We start from the raw sequence: 24,197 nt of genomic DNA on the forward strand, positions 1-24,197 counted from the left end.
CGGCCTGGTCGTCAGGCCGGATCAGGGCGGCCGGCAGGCCGCCGCGTCTGGCCGGCTTGGCCCGGCTTTGCTTCTAAGGAAAGGGGACACGATGAGTAAAGAGATCGGTTTTGTCAGGAGCGGCCCGCTGATGGACCTCCACAGTTATCCGGAATGGACACGGGAACTGGTGCGCCACTGCGACGCCTTCAAACGCCAAGTGGTGGAGCACGAGTTGTTCCGGCAGATGCGCGACGGCGTGCTGCCCGCCGCCATCCATCAGGCTTTTCTGCGCGGCGGCTGGCCGGTGATCGAACAGTTTCCGCAATACATGGCCAAAAACCTGTTGAAAGTGCGCTACGGCCAGCACCGCGGCCACGATATGGCGCGCCGCTACCTGATCCGCAACATCCGGGTGGAGCAGAACCACGCCGACCACTGGATGCAATGGGCGGCCGCGTCCGGCGTGGACGCCGACAGCCTGCTGCGCAACCCTCAGGCGCTGGAGACGCTGAGCCTCAGCCACTGGTGCCATCAGGTCTGCGAGCGCGAGTCGCTGGAGGTGGCGATGGCGGCCACCAATTACGCGATCGAAGGCGCCACCGGAGAATGGTGCGCCGCCGTCTGCTCCAAGGAGGACTACGCCCGGCAATTCCCCAAGGAAAAGCGCGCCAAGGCGATGAAGTGGCTGGCTCTGCACGCGCATTACGACGACGAACACCCGTGGGAGGCGCTGGAAATCATCGTCACCCTGGTGGGCGAAGACCCAAGCGCGCGGCAAGTGGCCGAGTTGCGTCACGCGATCTGCCAGAGCCACCGCTATATGCGCTTGCTGCTGGATCATTATATGAGCCAGCCCACGCTTGAGACTTGCGCGCGCGTCAGCGCGGAGCCGGCGCTGGCCTGAGGGCGGTTCCCGGCCTGACGAGCCGGGACGGGACAGGGCTTTGCGGCGGAAAAAGCGGAGCGTGCGCAACACGCAAGCCTCCCGCAAGCCTGGCCGCCGCGCCCAGCCCTTGCGCGACAAGCAATGAACGGGCTCGCCGCCCGCCGCAAAACAAAGCGCCCCGCAAGCCAAAACTTGCGGGGCGCTTTGCCTTAAGTCCTCGGGCCGGCTCAGCGCCGGCCCAAAGCCTCGCCAGCAAAAGCGAGGCAAGGCGTTGCGGCCGAGGACGCGCGCTTGAAGCGGCGCTCAGCCGCGCAGGCGGCGCAGCACTTCATCCTTGCCGATCAGGGCCAGCACCGCGTCCACCGACGGAGTCTGGGTGGTGCCGCACACCAGCACGCGCAGCGGCATGCCCAGTTGGCCCATCTTGATGCCCTCTTCCGCGCAGAAAGGCTTGAACAGTTCGTGGATGGCTTCCGCGGACCAGACGTCCAGCGCCGCCAGCTTGTCGGCGAAACGGCCCATTCGCGCCACGCTGTCGTCGGACAGATGCTTGTCCACGTCGGCCGCGGCGGCTTCGCGCTTGCGGTAGAAATAATCCACTTCCAGCGCCAGCGCGTTCAAGTCCTGCACCCGCTCCTTGACCAGGGCGATCACCTCTTCGATGGCCGGCCCGCCGGCCAGCTCGACGCCGGCGGCGGCCAAACGCGGCGCGATCAGCTCGGCCAGACGGCCGTTGTCGGCGGTCTTGATGTGCTGGGCGTTCAGCCACATGAATTTTTCATGGTTGAAGCGGCTGGCGGACGCGCTCACCGCCTCCAGGCTGAACCACTCGACGAACTGCTCCATGCTGAAGAACTCGTCGTCGCCGTGTCCCCAGCCCAGGCGCGCCAGGTAGTTGAGCAGCGCTTCCGGCAGGATGCCCTTGTCGGCGTAGTCCACCACGCTGACCGCGTCGCGGCGCTTGGACATCTTCTGGCCGTCCTCGTTGAGGATCATCGGCAGATGGCCGTACACCGGCAGCGGCGCGTTCAGCGCCTTCAGGATATTGATCTGGCGCGGCGTGTTGTTGACGTGGTCGTCGCCGCGAATCACGTGGGTGATCTGCATGTCCCAATCGTCCACCACCACGCAGAAGTTATAGGTCGGGCTGCCGTCCGGACGGGCGATGATCAGATCGTCCAGCTCCTGGTTGGCGATCTCGATGCGGCCCTTGACCGCGTCGTCCCAGGCCACCACGCCGTCCAGCGGCGTCTTGAAACGCACCACCGGGGTCACGTCCGCCGGGATCGCCGGCAGGGTCTTGCCGGCTTCCGGGCGCCAGCGGCGGTCGTAGCGCGGCTTCTCGCCGCGCGCTTCCTGCTCGGCGCGCATGGTTTCCAGCTCGTCCTTGCTGCAATAGCACAGATAGGCGTGGCCGGAGGCCAGCAGTTGCTGGATCACGTCCTTGTAGCGGTCGAAGCGATGAGTCTGATAGAACGGACCTTCGTCGTAGTCCAGGCCCACCCAGTGCATGCCGTCCAGAATCGCCTTCACCGATTCCGGCGTCGAACGCTCCAGATCGGTGTCTTCGATGCGAAGCACGAACACGCCCTTGTTCTTGCGGGCGTAAGCCCAGGAAAACAGCGCGGTGCGCACGCCGCCGATATGCAGATAACCGGTGGGGCTGGGAGCGAAACGGGTACGGATCATGGTGACTCAGGCTCGAAAACGTAAAACGGCTATTGTACGCCGGCTGGCGAAGCAGCAGCAAACCCCAGGGTCTGTTGGCCTTTGTTTTTCAGCCGGGAGGAAGCCTGGGCCGACAGGCCCTAATCCGGCCAGCGCCGGTGCAGGCTGGCCGGCACCAGCGACTCCGGCTCGGCCAGGGTCTGCCCTTCCAGCAAGGCCAGCGCCAGATCCAGGCTGCGCGCCGCCATTTCGCGGCTGTCCTGCACGATGGCGTCGACGCGCAGCGGCAGACAGTCCAGCAAGGAGTGATCGTCGAAGGTCAGCAGGCGCAACGGCGCGTTGGCCAGGCCGCAGTGCTGATTGAGAAAGGCCAGCGCGCCCTCCAGCAGCGACACCGAGGCGGTGAACAACGCCTGCGGCAGGCGTTGATGCTGTTGCCGCCATTGCTGCATCAGCTCGAAGCCGGAGCGGCGCAGGTAATCGCGATGGCAGACCCAGCCCGGCTTTTCCTCCACCCCGTGACGCGCCAGCGCCTGGCGATAGCCTTGCAGGCGATCGCGGCTGGGCGACAGCTCGGCCTGGCCGCCGAAGAACACCACTTCGGACACGCCCTGCTCCAGCGCGTCGCCCACCAAGCGCTCCACGCTGGCGCAGCCGTCGGTCACCACCGACGGAATGCCGCTGCCGTCCACCCGGCGGTCGACGAAGACCAGCGGCAGCCTGCGCACCCATTTCTGATAGGGCTTGGCCTCGTGCGTGCACGGCACCACGATCATCGCGTCCACCTGCCGCGCCGCCAGATGGGCCATCACCTCGGCCTCGCGCCGCGGATCCTCGTCGCTGGTCACCAGCAGCATCTGGTAATCGCGCTGCCGGCACAGCTCTTCCATCGCCTGGGCCAGCGCCGCGTGCGCGGAGTTGGTCAGGTCCGGAATCACCAGCCCCACCGAATTGCTGCGCCGCGAGCGCAAGGAGCGCGCCGACTGCGACGGGTTGAAATGCTGTTCTCGCGCCACCTGCTCCACGCGTTCCACCGTGGCCCGGGAAATGCGGTAACGCTCGGCATGGCCGTTGAGCACCATGCTGGCGGTGGTGCGCGACACGCCGGCCAGTTCGGCGATGTCGTCTATGGTCAAACGCTTGTAGCCGCTCATCGACAGCCTATTCCTCATGCGGCGGCGCCGTGTCGGCCGCTCGAAACTCGATTGCAAAACAGCCCCGGCCTGCGCAAGCGCGGGACGGGGCCGCCGATTGCTGGCCACCTTACCTCAAGCGGGCCGGCGTCGCCAGAGCGACGGCGGCCTCCCAGGCTTAGAACTCTTACTGCTTGACCAGATTCAAGGGCACCGGGATGAATTTCTCCACCTGCTGGCCGTCGATCAGCTTCTTGGCGGTCTGCACGCCGTACTGGCCGATCAGCTCCGGCTGCTGCTGCACGGTGGCGGCCAGGCCGCCGGCCTTGACCGAGGCCACCGCGTCGGCGGTGGCGTCGAAGCCCACCACCGCGACGTTCTTCAGGCCGGCGGCCTGTATCGCCTTCAGCGCGCCCAGCGCCATCTCGTCGTTGTGGGCGAACACGCCCTGCACATCCTTATTGCCCTGCAGGATGTTCTCCATCACCGACAGGCCCTTTGCGCGGTCGAAATCGGCCGGCTGCTTGGCCACCACCTTGACCTCGGCCTTGCCGTCCGTCACCGCGTGGAAACCCTGGCCGCGTTCGCGGGCGGCGGAAGAGCCGGGAATGCCCTCCAGCTCCACCAGTCGGCCCTTGCCGCCCAACTTGGCCAACAGGAACTCGGCCGCCATCTTGCCGCCGGCCACATTGTCGGAGGCGATGTGGGCGCTGACCTCGGCGCCGTTGACGCTGCGGTCCAGCGACACCACCTTGATGCCCTTGCCCACCGCCTCTTTCACCACATTGGCCACGGCCGAGGAATCGGTGGGGTTGATCAGGATCACGTTCACCTTTTTCTGGATCAGATCCTCCACGCTGGCCTGCTGCTTGGCGGAATCGTCCTGGGCGTCCACGGTAATCAGACGGACGCCCGCCTTGGCGGCTTCGTCCTCGGCGCCCTTGCGCAGCGACACGAAGAACGGATTGTTCAGCGTGGACACCGCCAGGCCCACCACCGGCTGCTGGCCTGCCGCTGCCGGCGCGCTGGCGCCGGCCGACGCGCCGTCGGCCGGACCCTGTTTGGTGCAGGCGATCAGACTGGCCGCGATGACACTGAAAACCAAAGGCTTGATTAAGCGTTGCATACCGGAACTCCCCCTAGTGTGATGAAAGCGCTGCATATTGAAACTCCCCTAGTGTTGTGGTCGCTCGCGCTGTTGTCCCGCCGTCGGCGGGCCGCGCTCTGAACCTGCTCACGATCTGCTTCGCGAGATCGTGAAAACCTGCTTACTTCTTGCCGCTGCGGTCCAACAGCACCGCCAGCAGAATCACCACGCCCTTGATCACCTGCTGATAGAACGAAGATACGCCCAGCAGATTAAGGCCGTTGTTCAACACCCCGATCAACAAGGCGCCGATCAGCGTGCCGACGATCCAGCCGCGGCCGCCGGTCAAACTGGTGCCGCCCAGCACCACCGCGGCAATGGCGTCCAGCTCGTAGCCGGCGCCGGCGGTGGGCTGCGCCGAATTCAGCCGCGAGGTCAGCACCACGCCGGCCATCGCCGACAGCGCGCCGGACAGGGTGTAGACCCAGATCTTGACCTGATCCACCCGGACGCCGGACAGGCGCGCGGATTCCTCGTTGCCGCCGGTGGCGTAGACATGGCGGCCGAAAACGGTTTTCTTCAGCATGAACCAGAAGCCGGCGAACATCAGCAACATCCACACCACCGGCACCGGCACCACGCCGGCCACATAGCCGCCGCCCAGCATGGAGAACATATCGCTGCCGAAGCCGGTGATCGGGCTGCCGTTGGACGCCACCAGCGACAGGCCGCGCAGAATGGTCATCGACGCCAGCGTGGCGATGAAGGGCGCCACCTTGCCCTTGCTGATCACCAGACCGTTGCAGCAGCCCATCAGCGCGCCGGACAGAATGCCCAACAGCGTGGCCAGCAGCGGATCGACGCCGGCTTGCAGCAGCATCGCGGTCAGCACCGACGACAAGGCCAGGATGGAACCCACGGACAGATCGATGCCGCCCAGCAGGATGACCAGGGTCATGCCGAAGGCGATCAAGGCGTTGATGGAGACCTGGCGCATCACATTGAGCAGATTGCCCATGGTCAGGAAGTCGGCGCTCATCACCGACAAGCCGGCGCAGATCGCCAGCAGGGCGATGAAAGGCCCGAGTTTTTGCAGCGTTGCTTTTTGTTGCGGGGTCATCTTGCTTACCGTTTCCCTTGCTTGCGCCCAATGGGCGCGACCTGAATATTCAATGCGCGGCGACGCTCAGTCCGCCGTCGCGCCGGCCGCCGCGGCCATGATGTCTTCCTGCGTCGCCGCGCCGGCCTCGAACAGCCCGGCCCGGCGCCCCTCGTGTATCACCAGGATGCGGTCGCTCATCGCCATCACTTCCGGCAATTCGGACGACACCATGACGATGGCCGCGCCGGCGGCGGCCAGTTGATTGATGATGTGGTAAATCTCCGCCTTGCCGCCCACGTCGACGCCGCGCGTCGGCTCGTCCAGCAGCAGCAGCTTGGGCGGCTCCGCCAGCCACTTGGCGAACACCACCTTCTGTTGGTTGCCGCCGGACAAGGATTTGACGTCCAGCTCGGCGTCGCGGGTGCGGATGCGCAATTGCTCGATCAGCCGCAGCGCCTCTTCGTTCTCGGAGCGATGGTTCACCACGCCCAGCCGCGCGTGGCGGCGCAGATGCACCAGGGTGGCGTTCTCGCGCACCGACATGCCCAGCACCAGGCCCTGGCTCTTGCGGTCTTCGGTGACGTAGGCGATGCCGGCGGCGATGGCGTCGCCGGGCCGGCGGACGTCCAGCTCCGCCCCGTCCAGCCGCACCCGCCCCTGCCGACGAGGCCGGACGCCGAACAAGACATTGAGAATCTCGCTGCGGCCGGCGCCCATCAAGCCGGCCACGCCCAGCACCTCGCCGGCGCGGACGTCGAAGCCGATGTCCCGGATGCGGCCGTCGTCGGCCAAGCGCTCCACTTCCAATCTCACCGCGCCGGGCGCGGACGCGCGCTTGGGAAAACGGTCGCCGATCTCGCGGCCCACCATCAGCCTCACCACCTCGTCGAAATCGGTGGCGGCGATCTGGCGCTCGCCGACGAAACGGCCGTCGCGCAGCACGCTGATCTTGTCGCAGACGCGGAAAATCTCCTCCATCCGGTGCGACACGTAGACAATCGCCACGCCGCGCTGCTTGAGCCGCTCCATGAAGACGAACAGCGCCTCGATCTCGCGCTCGGTCAGGGCCGCGGTCGGCTCGTCCATGATCAGCACCTTGGCGTTCAAGGACATCGCCTTGGCGATTTCCACCATCTGCTGCTGGCCGATGGACAGCTGGCCTGCCTCCTGCTCGGGGTCGATCTGGCCGGCGCCCAGCTGCTGCAAGATCTGGCTCGCTTCGCGCCGCATGCCGGCGCGCTTGATCACGCCGAAGCGGCTGTGCTCGCGCTCGCGCCCCAGAAACAGGTTCTCCATCACCGACAGCTGCGGAATCAGGTTCAGTTCCTGGTGAATGATGGCGATGCCGTGCGCCTCGGCGTCGCGGGTGGAGCGTATCGTCGCCGGCTGGTCGTCGAGCAGGATTTCCCCGGCGTCTGCCTGGTGGACGCCGGACAGAATCTTCATCAAGGTTGATTTGCCGGCGCCGTTCTCGCCCATCAAGGCATGCACTTCGCCGCCCGTCGCGGTGAAATCCACCGTCTCCAGCACCTTGACCGGGCCAAAGGCCTTGCTGATGCCGCGCATGCTTACCTTCATCGCCCGCTCCTTCAAAAGATCACGCCGGAATACAGGATCACATTGGCGTAGGGCGTGCATTCGCCGGTGCGGATCACCGCCTTGGCCTCGCGGCAGCGGCGCTTGAACTCCTCGTGCGGCACATAGTCCACCGCCACGCCGTGCGCGGCCATATCCTTGGCCAGCACTTCCACCGCCGGACTGTGCTGCAGGCATTCGGCGGCGAACAAGGCCCGCTCCGCCTTGAAGTCCGCCAGGATGGAATCCAGCACGCTGGGAAACTCCGGCACGCCCAGGCGCAGGCTCAGGTCTATGCACTCGACCCCGGGCGGGATCGGCAAGCCGCAATCGGCAATCACCAGGCTGTCGGTGTGGCCCATGCCGGCCAACACCCGCGCGATGTCGCGGTTCAGATGCCCCAGCCGCTTCATGCCCGCTCCTTCAACATGGTTTGCAAGGCCGCCAGCGTCGGCATGCCGCTTTGCGCGCCCGCTCGGGTCACCGACAGCGCGGCCGCGGCGCAGGCCAATGCCATCGCCGCCTCGACGCCCTGCGGCCAGAACGCGGCCAGCGCGCCGTTGAAGGTGTCGCCGGCGCCGGTGGTGTCCACCGCGGACACGGCGAAGCCGGCCTGGTGATGCAGGCTGCCGTCGGGCCGGCAGAAATAAGCGCCGTCCTTGCCGCGCGTCATCGCCACTCGTCCCGGCAGTTTGCGCATCAGCGCCTGCCAGTCGCCGCCGCCCTCGTCCAGCGCCTGCGCCAGCTCATGTTCGTTCGGCGTCAGCAAGGCGGTCCGTTGCAGCAGGCTGGACGGCAAGGGGCGGGCCGGCGCCGGATTCAGCAGGAAAGGCTTGCCGTGGCGCTGCGCCAGCTCGGCCGCGCGCTCCACCGTGGCCAGCGGCACCTCCATCTGCGCCAGCACCACGTCGGCGTCGCGGAAGGCCTGCTCGTCCTCGTCCAGATGCTGCGGCAACAGCTCCTCATTGGCGCCTGGCACCACCACGATGGCGTTGTCGCCCTCGGCCAGGGTGATCGTCGCCAGGCCGGTGGCCACGTCCGCCTCGCGCAGGCGGCCGATGTCCACGCCCTCGGCCCGCAGCGTGTCCTTGAGTTGGGAGCCGAACATGTCGCGGCCCACGCAGCCCAGCAAGCTCACTTGCGCGCCCAGCCGCGCGGCGGCCACCGCCTGGTTGGCGCCCTTGCCGCCCGGATAGGACGCAAAGCGCTTGCCAAACAAGGTTTCACCCAGCCGTGGATAGCGTTCCGCCTCCACCACCAGATCCATATTGACACTGCCCACTACCAGGACCCGGGTCATAATTTCCTCATCGTTATCACGCGACGCCGCGGCCCGCGCGGCGGCGTCAATTGCTAAAACGTAATCAGCTGACGCTTTATAGCAGAGCCGCCCCCGCGCCGGAAGCGATAAACTCAATCTGTCGGCAAATGCAACAATCCGCGCCCGGCCCGCCGGCGGCGCTTGACGCCGGACGCGCTTCGATGTAGCGAAGCAACTACACGACCCGCCGCGTCGCCCAAACGCAAAAAAAGCTCCCCTAGGGGGAGCTTTTGCTTTCCAGCCACCGCGGCGGCGCATGGAAGTCGTTTACGATCTCACTCGTCCAGCACCGCGGAGGTGTAGACGTCCTGCACGTCGTCCAGGTCTTCCAGCGCGTCCAGCAGCTTTTGCATGCGCGCGGCGTCGTCGCCGGATAGTTCGGTCTCGTTCTGCGGCTTCATCGTCACTTCGCCCATCTCCGCCTTGAAGCCCTTGGCTTCCAGCGCGTCCTTGACGTCGGAGAATTCATACGGCCCGGTGATCACTTCGATGGAGCCGTCGTCGTTGGCGACCACGTCCTCGGCGCCGCTTTCCAGCGCGGCCTCCATCAAGGCGTCCTCGTCCACGCCCGGCGCGAACACCAGATAGCCGCAATGGCTGAACTGGAAGGCCACGCAGCCGTCGGTGCCCATATTGCCGCCGTATTTGGAGAAGGCGTGGCGCACATCGGCCACGGTGCGGGTCTTGTTGTCGGTCAGACAGTCCACCATCACCGCCGCGCCGCCGATGCCGTAGCCCTCGTAGCGGCATTCGACGTAATCGACGCCGTCCAGCTGGCCGGTGCCGCGCTTGATCGCGTTCTCGATATTGTCCTTGGGCATGGACTCGGCCTTGGCCTTGTCCACCGCCAGCCGCAGGCGCGGGTTCATATTGGTGTCCCCGCCGCCCATCTTGGCCGCAACGGTGATTTCCTTGATCAAGCGAGTAAAGATCTTGCCACGTTTGGCATCCTGACGACCCTTGCGGTGCTGGATGTTAGCCCATTTACTGTGACCTGCCATAGTTGCCTCTGTCTGTTGTCCGGTCCACGGCGGACCTTTCAGTCAAAATTGGCGCTTATTTTAGCAGAACTTGAATCTGGACAGGAATGGCGGCCGCCTACTTGGCCTTGAGCATGGTCAGCATCATCTCGAAACCGGCCTGGTACATCTGCTCCAGCACCGGCACCATCATCGGCAAGGTCAGGTAGATGCTGATGAAACCTATCATCAGGGTCAGCGGAAAACCGAAGGTGAAGATGTTGAACTGCGGCGCGGCGCGGGTCATCACCCCGATCGCCAGGTTGGTGATCAGCAGGGCCGCGATCACCGGCATCGCCAGCCAGACGCCCCACTCGATCAGATGGCCGCCCCACAAGGCCAGCGCCTTGATGCCCTGGTCCGGCATGCTCATGCCTATCGGCAGCACCCGATAGCTTTCCACCAGGGTGGACAACACCACTTGGTGGCCGTCGAAGGCCAAGAACAGCAGGAAGGTGAACAAGGTCAGCAGCTGCGACACCACCGGCACCTGGGCCGAGTGCATCGGGTCGAAGAACATGGCGAAACCCAGGCCGGTTTGCGAGCCCATGATGAAGCCCGCCACTTCCACCGCGGAAATCACGATGCGCATGACAAAGCCCATCGCCAGGCCGATCAGCAACTGTTGCAGCAGGATGGCGATGCCCTCCGCCGACACCAGCGGCACCGCCGGCAGCGGCGGCAGCAAGGGCGCCAGCATCACGGTGAGGATCAGCGCGAAGCCGGCCTTGAAGCGGCGCGGCACGCCGCGGTAGGCGAACACCGGCTCCACCAGCAGCAGGCCGACGATGCGCGCGAACGGCCAGACGAACATGGCCACCAGCGCGTTGATCTGCGCGTCGGAAATGCTCAGCATCAGCCGATCACGTGCGGAATGCTCTGGAACAACCGCGTGGTGTACTCGATCAGCGTGTTCAGCATCCACGGCCCGGCCAGCACCAGCACCAGGAACATCGCCAGCAGCTTGGGAATGAAGGTCAGCGTCATTTCGTTGATCTGGGTCGCCGCCTGCAGCACGCTGACCAGCAGACCCACCAGCAGCGACACCAGCAACACCGGCGCCGCGACGATGATCAGGATGTACAGCGCGTTCTGCACGATATTGATGATCAGCTCCGGACTCATTTCCCCTCCCGATCGCCCACCGGCGCCGGCTCTTGCCAACCGCCTTTGCTCAACAAATAATTATCCAGCACCACCCCCTGGCGGAACACGCGATTGGGCCGCAACACCCGATAGCCGGCCCGCTCGAATACCGGACGGGACGCAGCGCTGGCCCACGCATGCAGCGCAACCACTCCGGCGGCGCTCGCCTGAGCCTCCAGCTCCGCCAGCATCCGGCCGCCTCCGCCGCGGCGTTGCGCCCAGGGCGCGACAGACAGCATGTCGAATTCGCCGTCATGGCATAACCAGGCGAAGCCCGCCAATCGACCGTCGTCCGCCTGCCAACCGCAACCCCAAGATCTCGCCAGACGCGCCCCCCAGCCTTGCGCCAGCTCTGCAGTCCACGGCCCTCGCGGCGCCCAGGCCTCGCATTGCCGCTCGCTATATAAGGCGCCAGCCAATGCCCAGACGCTGTCGAGAAACACCGCGTGGCAGGCCGGCAAATCGGCGGCGCATAATGGCTGCAATAACATAAACTCGCCCTCAGCCAGTATAGAAACTCTGCACCAGCGAGCCCATCAGCAAGGTCCAGCCGTCCACCAGCACGAACAGCATCAGCTTGAACGGCAACGATATCGTCACCGGCGACACCATCATCATCCCCATCGCCATCAGAATGCTGGCCACCACCAGATCGATGATCAGGAAGGGAATGAACACCATGAAGCCGATCTGGAACGCGGTTTTCAGCTCGCTGATCACATAGGCCGGCACCAGGGTCTTCATCGACACGTCGGCCTTGGTCTGCGGCTTTTCCGATTGGGAAATCTCGATGAAGAAGGCCAGGTCCTTCTCCCGGGTCTGGCGCAGCATGAAAGCCTTCATCGGCTTGCTGGCCTCGTCCACCGCCTGCTGCAGCGTGATCTTGTCGTCGGAGAACGGCACCCAGGCCTTGGCGTAGACCTGGTCGAAGGTCGGGCCCATCACGAATAGGGTCAGGAACAGCGACAAGCCGACGATCACCTGGTTGGGCGGCGACTGCATGGTGCCCATCGCCTGTCGCAGCAGCGACATCACGATGATGATGCGGGTGAAGGCCGTCATCATCAGCATCATCGCCGGGATGAAGGTCAGCCCGGTCATGAACAGCAACATCTGCAGGCTGAGCGAGTAATTCTGCCCGCCGCCGGCCGCCGGCGTGCTGCTCATCAGAGGCAGGCCGCCGGCCGCGTCCGCGATCAAGGGCGTCGCCAGCAGAACCAGCGCGCCGTAGCGGAAACAAGCCCTCATCGCGGCCCCGCCTTGCCGTTGCGGCTCTTGTCCATCGCCGCCTTAAGCCAGCGCGCGAACGGTTCCGTCGGCGGCGCGGCCTCGGTTTCCGCGCCCTCCGGCCGCGGCAGCTTGCTCAGCAAATTGACTTGCTGCGGCGTCACGCCCAGCACCAGCCACTCGCCCTCCAGCTCCACGATCACCACGCGCTCCTTGGGCCCCACCATGGTGCCGCTCACCACCTTCAGGCGGTTGGACGCGCCCAGCATGCCGCCGGAAAGCCGTTTGAACAGCCAGGCCATGCCGACGATGGCGCCCAGCACCACCGCCAGGCCAAACAAGACCTGCAGCAAACTCATGAACGGCGACGGCGCGGCCGCCGGCGGCGCGACGGTGGCCGCGGCGGCCAGACCGGACGCCGCCAAATAAAAAGCGCCCTGCACTGCACGGCGCGTCATCGCAAACATGGCTGACCTCGTCATTTTTGCAGGCGGCGAATACGTTCCGCGGGCGTGATGATATCGGTCAGCCGAATGCCGAACTTGTCGTTGACCACCACCACCTCGCCCTGGGCGATCAGGCAGCCGTTGACCAGCACGTCCATCGGCTCGCCCGCCATGCCGTCCAGTTCCACCACCGAGCCCTGCGCCAATTGCAGCAGGTTGCGGATGGCGATCTTGGTGCGGCCCAGTTCCACGGTCAATTGCACCGGGATATCCAGAATCATGTCCAGATTCTGCGGCACGCCGGCGCCGGACGTGCTCGCGCCCAGCTCCTGGAACAGGTTCTGCGCCGGCACCGCCTCGGGAGCCGCGTCCACCACTTCCTGCTCGGCCATCGCGGCCGCCCAGTCGTCCATCGATATCTCTTCCTCGCCGCCGGCCCCGCCGGCAGCGGCTGCCTCGGCGGCGGCCGCTTCGGCCTCCATCTGCGCGGCTTGCAATTCTTCTTCGCTCATTACTCTTTATCCCCCAGAGGCTCGTGAAAATCATTCGCGCCGGCCAACACTTGCTCCACCTTCAGCGCATAGCGCCCCTGCACGGTGCCGTAGCTGGCTTCGAACACCGGAATGCCCGACACATCGGCCTCCACCCGTTCCGGAATCTCCAACATCACCACGTCGCCGTTCTTCAAATTCAGAATCTGACCCAAGGTCACCTTGGTCTGGCCCAAGGTCGCCACCAACTCCACTTCCGCCGCCTGCACCTGATGCGTCATCAGGTTGACCCAGCGATTGTCCACCTCGGTGCGGTCCGCCTGCATGGTGCTGGACAGCATGTCGCGAATGGGCTCCACCATCGAATACGGCAGACAGATATGGAAATCGCCGCCTCCGGCGCCCAGTTCGATATGGAAGGTCATCGCCACCACCACCTCGGTGGGCGTGGCGATGTTGGCGAACTGGGTGTTCATTTCGGAGCGCAGGTAGACGAACTCGATCGGGTGCACCGGCTCCCAGGCCTTCTGGCATTCGACGAACACCACGTCCAGCAAGCGGCGGATGATGCGCTGCTCGGTGGGGGTGAAGTCGCGGCCTTCCACCCGCACATGGTAGCGCCCGTCGCTGCCGAACAGATTGTCGACGATCAGGAACACCAGATCCGGGTCGAAAATCAGCAGGCCGGTGCCGCGCAAAGGCTTGACGTGCACCAGGTTCAGGTTGGTGGGCACCACCAGGTTGCGGATGAACTCGCTGTACTTCTGCACCCGCACCGGCCCAACCGAGATTTCCGCGTTGCGGCGGATGAAGTTGAACAGGCCGATGCGCAGATTGCGCGCGAAACGCTCGTTGATGATTTCCAGCGTCGGCATCCGGCCGCGCACAATGCGCTCTTGCCGGCCGATATCGTAGCCGCGGACGCCCTGCGCGTCCCCGCCGCCGCTGTCATCCTCATCCTCCCCGGAGACGCCCCTGAGTAGGGCATCTACCTCTTCCTGGGAAAGAATATCGTCGCCCATGACGCTTACTGCTTCTGGATGATGAAGGAAGTGAAGAGCACGCTTTCCACCGGCTGTTCCTCGCCGGCGTCCATCGACTCATTGATGATCTGCTTGACCTGGGCCTTCAGCCGCACCTTGCCGTCCGGCGTGGCCAGCTCCGTCGCGGACTTGGACGACAGCAGCAGGATCAGCGCGCTGCGGATCTTGGGCGCGTAATCGGTGAATTTCTTCTTGGCCTCCTCGTCGGCCAGTTCCGCCTGCATGTCCACCTGCAGCAAGGAGCCGTCGTTGCCGGCCAGATTCACCACGAAAGTGTCCAACTTCTCGAAGATCGGCGGACCTTCTTTTTTCTTCTTGGGTTTTTCCTTGGTCTGCTCGGCATGCTCGCCGGCCGCCGCCGGTTTATTCATATTGGTGAACATATAGGCGGCCAAGCCCCCCACCGCGGCCAGCACCAGCACCAGCAAAATAATGACGATCAGCATCAATTTGCCGCCGCCGCCCCCTGCTTTTTTCTCTGCTTTTTCCGCTTTTTTGTCTTCTGCCATATACCTGCCCTGTTCACTGGGTGTTCATAGTGAAATCTTAAACGATTTCTTCACTATATTTTCTAATTTTAGATGCAAATTGAACAGGGGAGATTATCACAAATGATCAGGCGAAAATGCTGAGAATGCCGCGAGCGGCCTTGATGCTGCTCAATGCATCCATCGGCTCGGGTTCGGCGCTCTCGTTCTGGCGCTGCGATTGCCCGCGCTGAAACGCCTGCTGTTGCTGTCCGGATTGCCCGCTGGACACCTGCGCGTCGGTCAGCTGGATGCCGCCTGCGGCCAGCATCGAAGACAGACGGTGCATATTGTTTTCCAGCGCCTCGCGCGTGGCCGGCACCGCCGCGGCGAACAAGACCTGAGCCTGATCGTTGCCGTTCATCTTCAGCGTCACCTCGATCGGCCCCAGTTGCGGCGGGTTCAGCTGAATCTGCGCCTTGTCGGCCTTGAGGCTGACCATGCCCATCACCTGCTCGCTCATGGCCTTGGCCCAGTTGGGATCGGTCACCGGCTGCTGCACGGTGAACACCGGCGTGGGCGTCGTCGGCTTGGCCGCCAGCTGCTCATGGCCCTGAAGCGGCAAAAACTGCGGCAAGACCTTGCCGTCTTCCGGCAAATTTTGCTGCGCCGGCAGCGACGGATTGCGGGCTTTGCTGATCGCGGCGGGCAGCGCCGAGGCGATGTCCGGCTTGAGCTCGACCGGCTTGGCGCCTGCCGGCAAATCGTTGTTGACCCGCGGCGCGGTCACCGCCTGCTGCTGGAGAGGCTGCTGCGCGGCGGCCATCAGCGGCATTCCCGGCAAGGGCGCCGTCGGCGTCTGGCCGTCGTCGCCCTTGGCCGGCTTGTCCTTGTCCAGGCCGGCGTCCGCCAGCGGATCGGCGTTGGCGCCCGGCAAGAAGGAGCTGCCCAGGGCGCTCATCTGCAGACCCAGCAGGCTGGCGAACAGATCGCCGGCGCCGGTGTCGCCGGCAGTGGCCAGATTGCCGCCCGGCATATTGGCTTTGCCGCTGACCGAATTGGCCGCGGCTGCGTTCACAGGTGTCGTCATGGCCGACTCTCTACAAGTAAGACGCAGACGATAAAGCAACTAGCGTGCCAAGCGCCGCCCCGTGGGCCGGCCCTCAGTCCTCGCCGTGGGTGCTGTCCCAAAAACGCCGGGTGGCGAATTCGTCGCTGGCCTTCTGCTGCAGCCGCGCCTCGCGCACCGCGGCGCGCTCCTGCTCGCGCTGCAGCAGCTTTTCATAGGCCTTGAGCTTCTTGTACTCATGCTGCCAGGCCTGGCGCTCCAGCAAGAAGCGCTGAGTGCAGCGCTCCACCTCGCCCTGCTGCTGCACCATGGCCTCGTCCAAGCGCGCGAGAAAGCGCTGGAAGTCCTGGTATTGCAAGGCAGTGATGCCCTGCGCGCCGCGACTGGTCAGCCGTTGCCGGTATTCGCCGCGAAACGCGTCCAGCTGTTCCTGGCGCGAACGGGCGTCCGCCAGCCGGCCTTGCGCCAGCCGCATGCGTTCGGCGGCCGCCTTCTGCTTGTCTTCGGCCAAACGAATCAACAACAGGTATTTGCTCTCCGCCACGGCTCAGCCTCAGGACAGCACGCCCTGCAATTGCTCGCAGCTGGAAGGAAAATCCTGCGACTCATGCATAGGCTGGGTCAGGAAACCGACCATGGGCAGCTGGCGCCGCATCGCCTCGTCCAGCACCGGGTCCGAACCCGGCACGTAGGCGCCGACGCTGATCAGATCGCGGTTGCGTTGATAGCGCGAATACAGCTGCTTGAATTGCCGGGCCAGCGCCATCTGCGACTGCGGCACCACGTCCACCATTACCCGGCTGATGGATTGCTCGATGTCGATGGCCGGATAGTGGCCGGATTCGGCCAATTCGCGCGACAGCACGAAGTGGCCGTCCAGAATGGCGCGCGCGGAGTCGGCGATCGGATCCTGCTGATCGTCGCCCTCCGACAATACGGTGTAGAAGCCGGTGATGGAGCCGCCGCCCTCGGCGGCGTTGCCGGCGCGCTCGATCAATTGCGGCAGCCGCGCGAACACCGACGGCGGATAGCCCTTGGTGACCGGCGGCTCGCCGATGGCCAGCGCGATCTCGCGCTGCGCCATCGCGTAACGGGTCACCGAGTCCATCAGCAACAGCACGTCCAGGCCCTGGGCGCGGAAATACTCGGCCAGCGCGGTGGCGTAGGCGGCCCCGTGCAGCCGCATCAGCGGCGGCATGTCCGCCGGCGCGGCCACCACCACCGAACGGGCGATGCCCTCGTCGCCGAGAATGTTCTCGATGAAGTCCTTGACCTCGCGGCCGCGTTCGCCGATCAGGCCCACCACCACTACGTCCGCCTTGGTGAAGCGCGCCATCATGCCCAGCAACACCGATTTGCCGACGCCGGAACCGGCGAACAGACCCAGGCGCTGGCCGCGCCCCACCGTCAATAAGCCGTTGATAGCGCGCACGCCGACATCCAGCACATCTCGCACCGGCGAGCGGTCCAGCGGGTTCATCGGCTGGCTGTGCAGCGGAAACCAGGCGTCGGGATGAATCGGGCCCTTGCCGTCCAGCGGCCGGCCCAAGGAGTCCAGCACTCGGCCCAGCAAGCTGAGCCCCACCGGCACCATGCGGCCGGACGCGCCGTCGGCGGCGGCCTGGGCTTGAGTCTTGCCGAACTGCGGCGGGTGCCGCGGCGTCAGCGGCATCACCGGCGTGCCGGGCAGCAGGCCGTGGACATTGCTCAAGGGCATCAGAAACACTTTGTCGCCGGAAAAGCCCACCACTTCGGCCTCCACCAGGCGCTTATCCGCCAAGGCCACCTGGCAGGCGCTGCCCACCGGCAATTTCAGACCCACCGCCTCCATCACCATGCCGGTGACGCGGACCAGCTTGCCGCAAGGCTGCCACAGCTTGGCGGCGCGCGCGCTGTCCGCGCAGTCGCGCAGCCAGGCGCGCTGGCGCTCAATCAGCTGCGGGCTCATCGTCTATTCCCAGCGCCTTGCGCATGGCGGCGATGCGGGTGCTCATGGTCAGGTCCAGCCGCAACGCCGCGGTGTCTATCACGCAGCCGCCGCGCTCCACCTCAGGGTCTTCAATCCATTGCCACTGGGTTTCCGGCGTCTCCTGGGCCAGGAATTCCCGCGCCACTTCCAGGTCGGCCGGATTCAGGCGCAAACGCGCCTGCGCCAGCGTGGCCGGCAGATCGTCCAGCGCCTCGCGCAGCAGTTCCTGGATCAGCAAGGGGCTCTGCCGCGCCAGCCCGTGGCTCAGCTGGCCGGCGAGCTCCAGCGCCAAGGCCAGCCAGTCCGCGGACAATTCGGTTTCAAAACGGGAGATCTGTTGCGCCAGCTCGTTCGCCAGCCCTTGCAGCGGCTGCCAGGCCGCGGCGAAGCGGGCCTCCTGCTCGGCGCGCACCTCGGCCAGGCCCTGCTCGCGCCCGGCGGTCAGGCCTTCTTGATAGCCGGCGGCGCGACCGGCCTCCTCGCCGGCCTCATGACCGGACTGCCAGGCTTCCTGATGAATCGCCTCCAGCTCCGCCGCGGTGGGATAGCCGCTGACCACGCGCTCGCCTTCGGCCGCATCAGCCGTCTCTTCCGGCTCGGCCGGAGTCGCTTCGGCGGCGGTCTCCGCCTGCTCCAGCTCTTTCTGGCGGCGGCGCTGCTGCGCCAGCTCCATCAGCTGCACCGGCGTCAGTTTCTGGCTCAGCCCGTCCAGCGCGTTGGGGCTCCAGCTGCTCCAGCCCTCCAGCTCTTCGCCGGGAATGATGGGATTACTCGACGAGACCTTCATCACCGCCCTTGCTGCCTAGCACGATCTGACCGTCGTCGGCGAGCTTGCGCACCACCTTGAGGATTTCCTTCTGCTCGGCCTCCACCTCGGACAGCTTGACCGGCCCCTTGGATTCCAGATCGTCGCGCAGCATTTCCGCCGCGCGCTGTGACATATTGCGGAAAATCTTGTCCTTCAGCTCGGCGCTGGTGCCCTTGAGCGCGATGACCAGCGAATCGGACTGCACTTCGCGCAGAATGGTCTGAATAGAACGATCGTCGATTTCCAGGATGTTCTCGAACACGAACATCTTGTCCTGAATGCGCTGCGCCAGCTCCGGATCGTACTCGCGAATGTAGTTGAGCGCTGCGGCCTCGACGTTGGAACCCATGAAGTTGAGGATTTCCGCGGTCAGGCCGATGCCGCCGGCCGCGCTCTTCTTGATGCGGTCGGAACCGGACAAGAGCTGGGTCAGCACATCGTTCAATTCGCGCAGCGCCTGCGGCTGCACGCCTTCCAGCGTGGCGGTGCGGATCAGCACCTCGTTGCGCATCCGCTCCGGGAAGAAGGACAGGATGGAGCTGGACAGATCCGGCTCCAGATGCACCAGGATGGTGGCGATGATCTGCGGGTGTTCGTTGCGGATCAGGTCGGCGGCGGAGGACGGGTCCATCCACTTCAGGCTTTCGATGCCGCTGTGGTCGTTGCCCTGCATGATCTTGTCCAGCAGGTTGGCCGCCTTGTCCGGGCCCAGCGCCTCGATCAACACATTGCGCAGATACTCGTCGGACGCGCCGATGCTGGCGCGCGCCGCGCACTCGCCCTTGAACTCGCTGACCACCTCGTCGATCTGTTCGTAGCTCAGATTGTTGATCGCCGCCATCGCCAGCGAAATCTTCTGCACTTCCTTGGGCCCCAGGTATTTGAACACCTCGACGGCTTCCGCCTGCCCCAGGCTGAACAGCAACACCGCGCTTTTGCGCACTCCGTTCTCACTCATCGGCGCTTATCCATTCCTTGATGATCTGAGCGGCCATGCGCGGATCGGATTTCACCATTTCACGCACCGCTTCCAGATTGGTGGTGTATTGCCGCATCTGCGCTTCGCGCGGATCGCCGCCGCCGGCGTGACCGGCCGCGCCCTCCTCGCCCTCTTCTCCGGCCACGCCCAGCAGGCGGCCGCCGGCGGCTGCGGCTTGTGCCGCGGCCTCTTCCTCGCTGCCCTTGGCCGGCGCAGGCGGCTTGACCAGGTCGCGCATGATGGGGCGCACCACGCCGAACAGCAGGTAGAGCACCGCGATGGTCAGCAAACCGTACTTGATCAGGCTGGAGCCGTTGCTGGTCACGTAGTCGGTGACTTTTTCCTGCAGCGTGGCAGGCACTTCGGCGTCGGCGAAGGCGGCGTTGACCACGTTCAAGGTATCGCCGCGCTGGGTGTTGAAGCCCATCGCCTCCTTGACCAGATTATTGATCTGCTGAACCTCTTGCGGCGTCAGCGGCGTCGGCTTCATCTCGCCGTTCTTGTCCGGCATCCGCCGGTAATTGACCACCACCGCGGCGGACAGGCGCTTGACGCCGCCCTGCGGCATCTTGGTGTGCTGGATGGTCTTGTCGACTTCGTAATTGGTGGTGATGTCGCGTTGCAGCGTGCCGGACGCGCCCATGGTCTGGCCGGACAGCGTGGCGGTGCCCGGCGCGGCGCCCGGCGGCAAGCTGATAGGCGCGGAGGCGGCCGACGGCGGCTGATTGGACAAGGCGCCCGGCACCCCGGACGGCAGCGCCGCGCCGTTGTTCAGCTTCTCGCTGATCTGCTGGCTGCGGGTGGCGGACGGATTGGGGCTGGAATTGGGCTTGAAGGTTTCCGAGGTCTGCTCCACCTCGGCGAAGTCTACGCTGGCGGTGACCTGGGCGCGCGAGTTGCCCTTGCCGAAGATCGGCTCCAGGATGTCCTCGATGCGCTTGACGTAGCCTTCTTCGATCTGACGAACGTAACCCAGCTGACGCTGATCCAGACCCGAGTTCTCGTCCGGGCCGTTCTGTTTGGATAGCAGATTGCCGTCCTGATCGACGATGGTGACGTTCTTGACCGGCAGATTGGGCACCGAGCTGGACACCAGGTGCAGAATGCCGGCGATTTGTCCGGCGTCGAGCAGGCGGCCGCGGAACAGGCTCAGCATCACCGAGGCGGTGGGCTGCTGCTGCTCGCGCACGAATACGCTCTGCTTGGGAATGGCGATGTGGACGCGGGCGGTTTCCACCGAGCCCACCGCTTCGATGGTGCGCGCCAGCTCGCCCTCGATCGCGCGCTGGTAGTTGACCTGCTCGGCGAACTGGCTGATGCCGAACTTCTGATTGTCCATCAGTTCGAAACCGACGCCGCCGGCCTTGGGCAGGCCTTGCGCCGCCAGCTTGAGGCGCGCGTCGTAGACCTTGTCCGAGGGCACGGAGATGGTGCCGCCCTCGCTCAGTTGGTAGGGCACGTTCATCTGCTGCAGCGACGCGGCCACCTGGCCGCCATCGCGGTCTGAGATATTGGAGAACAGGACTTTATAGCTGGGCGTGCGGTTCAGCACCACCGCGCCCACGACGACGGCGAAAATGGCGGCCACCGCCGCGAGGAACAGGATTTTTTTATTGTTGGGAAGCGCTTTGAAGCGATCGGACGCTTCATTCATGCGGCTTCGCCAAACGGGCGTAGCGTTTTCTTCTGCCAGGTCAGCCATACAGTGGTTTTAGGTTCGAGCCCACCGCCGCCGGCTGGTCGGGTCCGGCAGCGCTAGACTTGGGTATTCATGATTTCCTGATAGGCGGTGACCAGCTTGTTGCGCGCCTGAACCATGGTCTGGAACGACAGGCTGGCTTTCTGCAGCGACACCATCACGTCCTGCAGGTTGACCCCCTCGTCACCCAATTCAAATTGCTTCTGCATCTCCTGCGAAGTCTGCTGCGCCGAGTTCACCTGTTCCAAGGTGGACTTCAGCACAGCGGAAAAGTCCACCTGGGACGCTTCCGGGGCCGTAGCGGCGGGCTTGCCCGCGGCCAGGGCCGAGGCGGTGCGCAGCTCGCCCAACAGTTGATCGATATTTGGCACTGACATGGTTACTCCAAGCCATTTCCATCTGGAACCTCCTGACATCCGTCGGCTGCGTCTTCATCACGGTAACGCTGCAATTTATAGCGCAAGGTGCGCTCGCTGATGCCCAGTTTTTCCGCGGCCAGCTTCTTGACGCCGCCCACTGCGGTCAAGGTTTCCAGAATATGGCGTTTCTCTAGCGTTTTCATGTCGGTTTCATCCGACACGGAATTGTCTTTTTCAGACGCTGTCCGGGTAACCTGAGCCGCGCCGGAGTCGTGATCCAGCAGCAAGTCGGCGGCAAAAATTTCCGCCCCGGCGGCAAGAATCACCGCCCGCTGCACCACATTCTCCAGTTCGCGGATGTTACCCTCCCAACTATAGGCCGTCAAATGACGTTCCGCATCCTCGGACAGGATCAGATTGCCTCTTCCGGCGGCCTCCGCGTACTTTTTAAGCATGATTCGTGCCAGCGGCAGAATATCGTCGCGGCGCTCGGCCAATGCGGGAATGCGCATCGGGAACACGTTCAGGCGGAAATACAGGTCCTCGCGGAAGTTGCCGGCGTCCACCGCGGCCTGCAGATCGCGGTTGGAGGTGGCCAGCACGCGGATGTCCAGCTTCAAGGTGCGGGTGCCGCCGACGCGCTCCACTTCCCGCTCCTGCAAGACCCGCAGCAGCTTGACCTGCAGCGACAGCGGCATCTCGGTGACTTCGTCCAGCAGAATGGTGCCACCCTGCGCCTGCTCGAACTTGCCGGGCAGCGCCTGCGCCGCGCCGGTGAAGGCGCCGCGCTCATGGCCGAACAGGGTGGATTCCAGCAGGTTTTCCGGGATCGCCGCGCAGTTGACCGCGACGAAAGGCCCTTCCGCGCGCTTGGAGTGCCGGTGGATGTAGCGCGCCAGCACTTCCTTGCCCACGCCGCTGGGGCCGGAGATCATCACGCTGACGTCGCTGCCGGCCACGCGTCCGGCCAGCGCGAACAGCTGCCGCATCGCGGCGGATTCGGCCACCACTTCCCCGCTCGCCTCGCTGGGCATGCGCAGCAGATGCTTTTCCACTTCGGCGATCAGGCTGGCCGGCTCGAACGGCTTGAGCAGGTAATGCGCGGCGCCTGCGCGCAGCAGTTCAATCGCCCTTTCGATCACGCCGTAGGCGGTCATCAGGATGAAGGGCACGCCGGGATAGCGCTTTTTCGCCTCTTCGAACAGCGCGTAGCCGTCCATAGGCGCCATCTGGGCGTCGGACACGATCAGCCCCACCGGCGCTTCCTTCAATTTGGCCAGGGCCGCGGCGCCGTCGCCGGCCTCCAGCGTGGGATAGCCGGCCAGGCTCAAGGTGTCGACGATGGCTTCGCGCAGATCGGCGTCGTCTTCCACCACCAGAATAGGGAGATACTTCATGTTTTCTTGTTCTATCAGATAGTTAAGCCGAACCGCCGGCTTGCTGCTGCTTTTGCGAGGCCAGCACCGACAGGCGAGTGGCGATGCTTTCCAAGGCCAGCACCTCGTGCGCGCCGCCCATGGCGATGGCTTCCTTGGGCATGCCGAACACCACGCAGCTGGCCTCGTCCTGGGCGATGTTCCAGGCGCCGGCCTGCTTGAGCTCCAGCATGCCGCTGGCGCCGTCCCGGCCCATGCCGGTCAGGATCACGCCTATGCAGTTCTTGCCCACCAGATTGGCGGCGGAGCGGAACAGCACGTCCACCGACGGGCGGTGCCGGTTGACCGGCGGCCCGGCGTGCAGACCGATGGCGTAGCCTATGGTGGGCGCGGGTTTGATCAGCAGATGGGAATGGCCGGGCGCGATGTAGACGGTGCCGTTTTGCAGCCGCTCGTTGTCCTCCGCCTCTTTCACCGTCAGCTTGCACAAGGTGTTCAAGCGCGTGGCGAAGGAGTGGGTGAACATTTCCGGCATGTGCTGGGTGATCAGGATGGGCGGCATCGAGGCAGGCAGCGCGGTCAGCAAGGTGCGCAGGGCCTCGGTGCCGCCGGTGGAGGAGCCGATGACGATCACCGCCTGGCTGGCCAGCGGCATTTTGCCGGCCTGCTTGGGCAGGATGATGTCCGCATTGTGGCTGGGCACCACGTCCAGCGGCTTCTTGGCGGCGCTTCCCCTCGTCATCTGCCCCATACGCGTCCTTGGCTTTCTATGGTTATCGTCAAAACAGCCCGCGCGCGCGGCGCTTCCGCGTCAAACGGCTTCATGGCGCCGGCTCCGTCTCCGCGTCGGCGATGCGGGCCAGCCAGGCGTCGCAAGCCGCCTCCACCAGATCCAGCACGGCGTCGAAACCGCCGGCGCCGCCGTAGTAGGGATCGGGCACCTCGCGGACGGCGCCGGACAGCGGCTCCAGCAACAAATGCAGCTTGCCGCGATAGGATGGCGGACATTGGGCGTTTAACAAAGCCAAATTTTGCCGGTCGGCGGCCAAAATCCAGTCGAAACGCTCGAAATCGAGCGCTTCCACCTGTCTTGCCCGCAAATCGGACAGGTCGTAGCCGCGGCGCCGCGCCGCCTGACAGGTGCGCCGGTCCGGCGCTTCCCCGACGTGGTAGTCGTGCGTGCCCGCGGATTCCACCCGCATCCGCGCCTCCAGGCCCGCGGCCCTCAGCTTGGCGCGCATCACCCCTTCCGCGGTCGGCGACCGGCAGATGTTTCCCATGCAAACAAACAAAATGGACAAGCAATCGTTCTGGCTCATGGACGGCTTCGGCTCTCTATTTTTAT

27 protein-coding genes are annotated in these 24,197 nt (G+C 65.0%); 1 reads left to right on the plus strand and 26 read right to left on the minus strand.

Annotated elements, in window-relative coordinates:
- The first annotated feature begins 91 nt into the window (after positions 1–91).
- Positions 92–886: an iron-containing redox enzyme family protein gene (locus tag JW897_RS05590; RefSeq protein WP_205465424.1), complete on the plus strand. Its 795-nt coding sequence runs from the start codon at positions 92–94 to the stop codon at positions 884–886.
- A gap of 285 nt (positions 887–1,171) precedes the next feature.
- On the opposite strand, the gene gltX is transcribed toward JW897_RS05590, so the two are convergent.
- The 26 genes from gltX to JW897_RS05720 form a co-directional block, all read right to left on the minus strand.
- Positions 1,172–2,557 carry a glutamate--tRNA ligase gene (gene gltX / locus JW897_RS05595; RefSeq protein WP_205465425.1) on the minus strand — a complete coding sequence of 462 codons (1,386 nt, stop codon included), beginning with the start codon at positions 2,555–2,557 and terminating at the stop codon, positions 1,172–1,174.
- A gap of 119 nt (positions 2,558–2,676) precedes the next feature.
- Positions 2,677–3,708 carry a substrate-binding domain-containing protein gene (locus JW897_RS05600; RefSeq protein WP_240352089.1) on the minus strand — a complete coding sequence of 344 codons (1,032 nt, stop codon included), beginning with the start codon at positions 3,706–3,708 and terminating at the stop codon, positions 2,677–2,679.
- Positions 3,709–3,856: 148 nt separating this feature from the next.
- Positions 3,857–4,795, minus strand: a complete 939-nt coding sequence (rbsB, locus tag JW897_RS05605) for a ribose ABC transporter substrate-binding protein RbsB (RefSeq protein ID WP_048413975.1) — start codon at positions 4,793–4,795, stop codon at positions 3,857–3,859.
- 142 nt (positions 4,796–4,937) lie between these two features.
- A complete protein-coding gene (locus JW897_RS05610) occupies positions 4,938–5,876 on the minus strand; it encodes an ABC transporter permease (protein WP_205465426.1) in 939 nt (312 codons plus the stop codon).
- 66 nt (positions 5,877–5,942) lie between these two features.
- Positions 5,943–7,436, minus strand: coding sequence for a sugar ABC transporter ATP-binding protein (locus JW897_RS05615; RefSeq protein WP_205465427.1), 1,494 nt, complete (start codon positions 7,434–7,436; stop codon positions 5,943–5,945).
- Positions 7,437–7,447: 11 nt separating this feature from the next.
- Positions 7,448–7,846: a D-ribose pyranase gene (gene rbsD, locus JW897_RS05620; RefSeq protein WP_048413978.1), complete on the minus strand. Its 399-nt coding sequence runs from the start codon at positions 7,844–7,846 to the stop codon at positions 7,448–7,450.
- Positions 7,843–8,733, minus strand: coding sequence for a ribokinase (locus tag JW897_RS05625; protein WP_048413979.1), 891 nt, complete (start codon positions 8,731–8,733; stop codon positions 7,843–7,845). Before JW897_RS05625 ends, rbsD begins: the two co-directional genes overlap by 4 nt.
- A gap of 296 nt (positions 8,734–9,029) precedes the next feature.
- Positions 9,030–9,755 (minus strand): YebC/PmpR family DNA-binding transcriptional regulator, encoded by a 726-nt coding sequence (locus JW897_RS05630; protein ID WP_048413980.1) that lies wholly within the window; start codon positions 9,753–9,755, stop codon positions 9,030–9,032.
- A 97-nt stretch (positions 9,756–9,852) separates the two neighbouring features.
- Complete coding sequence (gene fliR, locus JW897_RS05635) at positions 9,853–10,629, minus strand: flagellar biosynthetic protein FliR (RefSeq protein WP_205465428.1); 777 nt, start codon at positions 10,627–10,629, stop codon at positions 9,853–9,855.
- Positions 10,629–10,898: a flagellar biosynthesis protein FliQ gene (gene fliQ / locus JW897_RS05640; RefSeq protein WP_019099986.1), complete on the minus strand. Its 270-nt coding sequence runs from the start codon at positions 10,896–10,898 to the stop codon at positions 10,629–10,631. Before fliQ ends, fliR begins: the two co-directional genes overlap by 1 nt.
- Positions 10,895–11,410, minus strand: a complete 516-nt coding sequence (locus tag JW897_RS05645; protein ID WP_205465429.1) for a GNAT family N-acetyltransferase — start codon at positions 11,408–11,410, stop codon at positions 10,895–10,897. Before JW897_RS05645 ends, fliQ begins: the two co-directional genes overlap by 4 nt.
- Before the next feature lie 10 nt (positions 11,411–11,420).
- Positions 11,421–12,167 carry a flagellar type III secretion system pore protein FliP gene (gene fliP, locus JW897_RS05650; RefSeq protein WP_048413983.1) on the minus strand — a complete coding sequence of 249 codons (747 nt, stop codon included), beginning with the start codon at positions 12,165–12,167 and terminating at the stop codon, positions 11,421–11,423.
- Positions 12,164–12,613: a flagellar biosynthetic protein FliO gene (fliO, locus tag JW897_RS05655; protein ID WP_231589248.1), complete on the minus strand. Its 450-nt coding sequence runs from the start codon at positions 12,611–12,613 to the stop codon at positions 12,164–12,166. The genes fliP and fliO overlap by 4 nt, the downstream gene beginning before the upstream one ends.
- An 11-nt stretch (positions 12,614–12,624) precedes the next feature.
- A complete protein-coding gene (gene fliN / locus JW897_RS05660) occupies positions 12,625–13,074 on the minus strand; it encodes a flagellar motor switch protein FliN (RefSeq protein WP_205465459.1) in 450 nt (149 codons plus the stop codon).
- Positions 13,075–13,103: 29 nt separating this feature from the next.
- Positions 13,104–14,105 carry a flagellar motor switch protein FliM gene (gene fliM, locus JW897_RS05665; RefSeq protein ID WP_048413985.1) on the minus strand — a complete coding sequence of 334 codons (1,002 nt, stop codon included), beginning with the start codon at positions 14,103–14,105 and terminating at the stop codon, positions 13,104–13,106.
- A 5-nt stretch (positions 14,106–14,110) separates the two neighbouring features.
- Positions 14,111–14,635 (minus strand): flagellar basal body-associated protein FliL, encoded by a 525-nt coding sequence (fliL, locus tag JW897_RS05670; RefSeq protein ID WP_205465430.1) that lies wholly within the window; start codon positions 14,633–14,635, stop codon positions 14,111–14,113.
- Between the two features lie 106 nt (positions 14,636–14,741).
- Positions 14,742–15,683: a flagellar hook-length control protein FliK gene (locus tag JW897_RS05675; RefSeq protein WP_205465431.1), complete on the minus strand. Its 942-nt coding sequence runs from the start codon at positions 15,681–15,683 to the stop codon at positions 14,742–14,744.
- A 73-nt stretch (positions 15,684–15,756) separates the two neighbouring features.
- Positions 15,757–16,206, minus strand: a complete 450-nt coding sequence (fliJ, locus tag JW897_RS05680) for a flagellar export protein FliJ (RefSeq protein WP_048413987.1) — start codon at positions 16,204–16,206, stop codon at positions 15,757–15,759.
- A 9-nt stretch (positions 16,207–16,215) separates the two neighbouring features.
- Positions 16,216–17,610, minus strand: coding sequence for a flagellar protein export ATPase FliI (fliI, locus tag JW897_RS05685; protein ID WP_205465432.1), 1,395 nt, complete (start codon positions 17,608–17,610; stop codon positions 16,216–16,218).
- On the minus strand, positions 17,591–18,418 hold the full coding sequence (locus JW897_RS05690) for a FliH/SctL family protein (RefSeq protein WP_205465433.1): 828 nt from the start codon (positions 18,416–18,418) through the stop codon (positions 17,591–17,593). Before JW897_RS05690 ends, fliI begins: the two co-directional genes overlap by 20 nt.
- Positions 18,399–19,397: a flagellar motor switch protein FliG gene (gene fliG, locus JW897_RS05695; protein WP_048413990.1), complete on the minus strand. Its 999-nt coding sequence runs from the start codon at positions 19,395–19,397 to the stop codon at positions 18,399–18,401. Before fliG ends, JW897_RS05690 begins: the two co-directional genes overlap by 20 nt.
- Positions 19,390–21,072, minus strand: coding sequence for a flagellar basal-body MS-ring/collar protein FliF (gene fliF / locus JW897_RS05700; RefSeq protein WP_240352090.1), 1,683 nt, complete (start codon positions 21,070–21,072; stop codon positions 19,390–19,392). The genes fliG and fliF overlap by 8 nt, the downstream gene beginning before the upstream one ends.
- A gap of 101 nt (positions 21,073–21,173) precedes the next feature.
- Entirely contained in the window at positions 21,174–21,494 is a 321-nt protein-coding gene (fliE, locus tag JW897_RS05705) for a flagellar hook-basal body complex protein FliE (protein WP_019099998.1), read from the minus strand.
- Between the two features lie 2 nt (positions 21,495–21,496).
- Positions 21,497–22,873, minus strand: coding sequence for a sigma-54-dependent transcriptional regulator (locus tag JW897_RS05710; protein WP_205465435.1), 1,377 nt, complete (start codon positions 22,871–22,873; stop codon positions 21,497–21,499).
- Between the two features lie 22 nt (positions 22,874–22,895).
- Positions 22,896–23,594 carry a chemotaxis protein CheB gene (locus JW897_RS05715; RefSeq protein WP_156187820.1) on the minus strand — a complete coding sequence of 233 codons (699 nt, stop codon included), beginning with the start codon at positions 23,592–23,594 and terminating at the stop codon, positions 22,896–22,898.
- 79 nt (positions 23,595–23,673) lie between these two features.
- Complete coding sequence (locus tag JW897_RS05720; RefSeq protein ID WP_259043938.1) at positions 23,674–24,171, minus strand: low molecular weight protein-tyrosine-phosphatase; 498 nt, start codon at positions 24,169–24,171, stop codon at positions 23,674–23,676.
- Positions 24,172–24,197 lie beyond the last annotated feature (26 nt).

The organism is Chromobacterium alkanivorans (genome assembly GCF_016937655.1).
GTDB classification, from domain to species: domain Bacteria; phylum Pseudomonadota; class Gammaproteobacteria; order Burkholderiales; family Chromobacteriaceae; genus Chromobacterium; species Chromobacterium alkanivorans.

What these genes read in the sequence shown, in the direction of transcription:
- JW897_RS05590 (WP_205465424.1), top strand. Translation starts at nt 92, where the DNA reads ATGAGTAAAGAGATCGGTTTTGTCAGGAGCGGCCCGCTGATGGACCTC.
- gltX (WP_205465425.1), bottom strand. Translation starts at nt 2,557, where the DNA reads ATGATCCGTACCCGTTTCGCTCCCAGCCCCACCGGTTATCTGCATATC.
- JW897_RS05600 (WP_240352089.1), bottom strand. Translation starts at nt 3,708, where the DNA reads ATGAGGAATAGGCTGTCGATGAGCGGCTACAAGCGTTTGACCATAGAC.
- rbsB (WP_048413975.1), bottom strand. Translation starts at nt 4,795, where the DNA reads ATGCAACGCTTAATCAAGCCTTTGGTTTTCAGTGTCATCGCGGCCAGT.
- JW897_RS05610 (WP_205465426.1), bottom strand. Translation starts at nt 5,876, where the DNA reads ATGACCCCGCAACAAAAAGCAACGCTGCAAAAACTCGGGCCTTTCATC.
- JW897_RS05615 (WP_205465427.1), bottom strand. Translation starts at nt 7,436, where the DNA reads ATGAAGGTAAGCATGCGCGGCATCAGCAAGGCCTTTGGCCCGGTCAAG.
- rbsD (WP_048413978.1), bottom strand. Translation starts at nt 7,846, where the DNA reads ATGAAGCGGCTGGGGCATCTGAACCGCGACATCGCGCGGGTGTTGGCC.
- JW897_RS05625 (WP_048413979.1), bottom strand. Translation starts at nt 8,733, where the DNA reads ATGACCCGGGTCCTGGTAGTGGGCAGTGTCAATATGGATCTGGTGGTG.
- JW897_RS05630 (WP_048413980.1), bottom strand. Translation starts at nt 9,755, where the DNA reads ATGGCAGGTCACAGTAAATGGGCTAACATCCAGCACCGCAAGGGTCGT.
- fliR (WP_205465428.1), bottom strand. Translation starts at nt 10,629, where the DNA reads ATGCTGAGCATTTCCGACGCGCAGATCAACGCGCTGGTGGCCATGTTC.
- fliQ (WP_019099986.1), bottom strand. Translation starts at nt 10,898, where the DNA reads ATGAGTCCGGAGCTGATCATCAATATCGTGCAGAACGCGCTGTACATC.
- JW897_RS05645 (WP_205465429.1), bottom strand. Translation starts at nt 11,410, where the DNA reads ATGTTATTGCAGCCATTATGCGCCGCCGATTTGCCGGCCTGCCACGCG.
- fliP (WP_048413983.1), bottom strand. Translation starts at nt 12,167, where the DNA reads ATGAGGGCTTGTTTCCGCTACGGCGCGCTGGTTCTGCTGGCGACGCCC.
- fliO (WP_231589248.1), bottom strand. Translation starts at nt 12,613, where the DNA reads ATGTTTGCGATGACGCGCCGTGCAGTGCAGGGCGCTTTTTATTTGGCG.
- fliN (WP_205465459.1), bottom strand. Translation starts at nt 13,074, where the DNA reads ATGGAGGCCGAAGCGGCCGCCGCCGAGGCAGCCGCTGCCGGCGGGGCC.
- fliM (WP_048413985.1), bottom strand. Translation starts at nt 14,105, where the DNA reads ATGGGCGACGATATTCTTTCCCAGGAAGAGGTAGATGCCCTACTCAGG.
- fliL (WP_205465430.1), bottom strand. Translation starts at nt 14,635, where the DNA reads ATGGCAGAAGACAAAAAAGCGGAAAAAGCAGAGAAAAAAGCAGGGGGC.
- JW897_RS05675 (WP_205465431.1), bottom strand. Translation starts at nt 15,683, where the DNA reads ATGACGACACCTGTGAACGCAGCCGCGGCCAATTCGGTCAGCGGCAAA.
- fliI (WP_205465432.1), bottom strand. Translation starts at nt 17,610, where the DNA reads ATGAGCCCGCAGCTGATTGAGCGCCAGCGCGCCTGGCTGCGCGACTGC.
- JW897_RS05690 (WP_205465433.1), bottom strand. Translation starts at nt 18,418, where the DNA reads ATGAAGGTCTCGTCGAGTAATCCCATCATTCCCGGCGAAGAGCTGGAG.
- fliG (WP_048413990.1), bottom strand. Translation starts at nt 19,397, where the DNA reads ATGAGTGAGAACGGAGTGCGCAAAAGCGCGGTGTTGCTGTTCAGCCTG.
- fliF (WP_240352090.1), bottom strand. Translation starts at nt 21,072, where the DNA reads ATGAATGAAGCGTCCGATCGCTTCAAAGCGCTTCCCAACAATAAAAAA.
- fliE (WP_019099998.1), bottom strand. Translation starts at nt 21,494, where the DNA reads ATGTCAGTGCCAAATATCGATCAACTGTTGGGCGAGCTGCGCACCGCC.
- JW897_RS05710 (WP_205465435.1), bottom strand. Translation starts at nt 22,873, where the DNA reads ATGAAGTATCTCCCTATTCTGGTGGTGGAAGACGACGCCGATCTGCGC.
- JW897_RS05715 (WP_156187820.1), bottom strand. Translation starts at nt 23,594, where the DNA reads ATGACGAGGGGAAGCGCCGCCAAGAAGCCGCTGGACGTGGTGCCCAGC.
- JW897_RS05720 (WP_259043938.1), bottom strand. Translation starts at nt 24,171, where the DNA reads ATGAGCCAGAACGATTGCTTGTCCATTTTGTTTGTTTGCATGGGAAAC.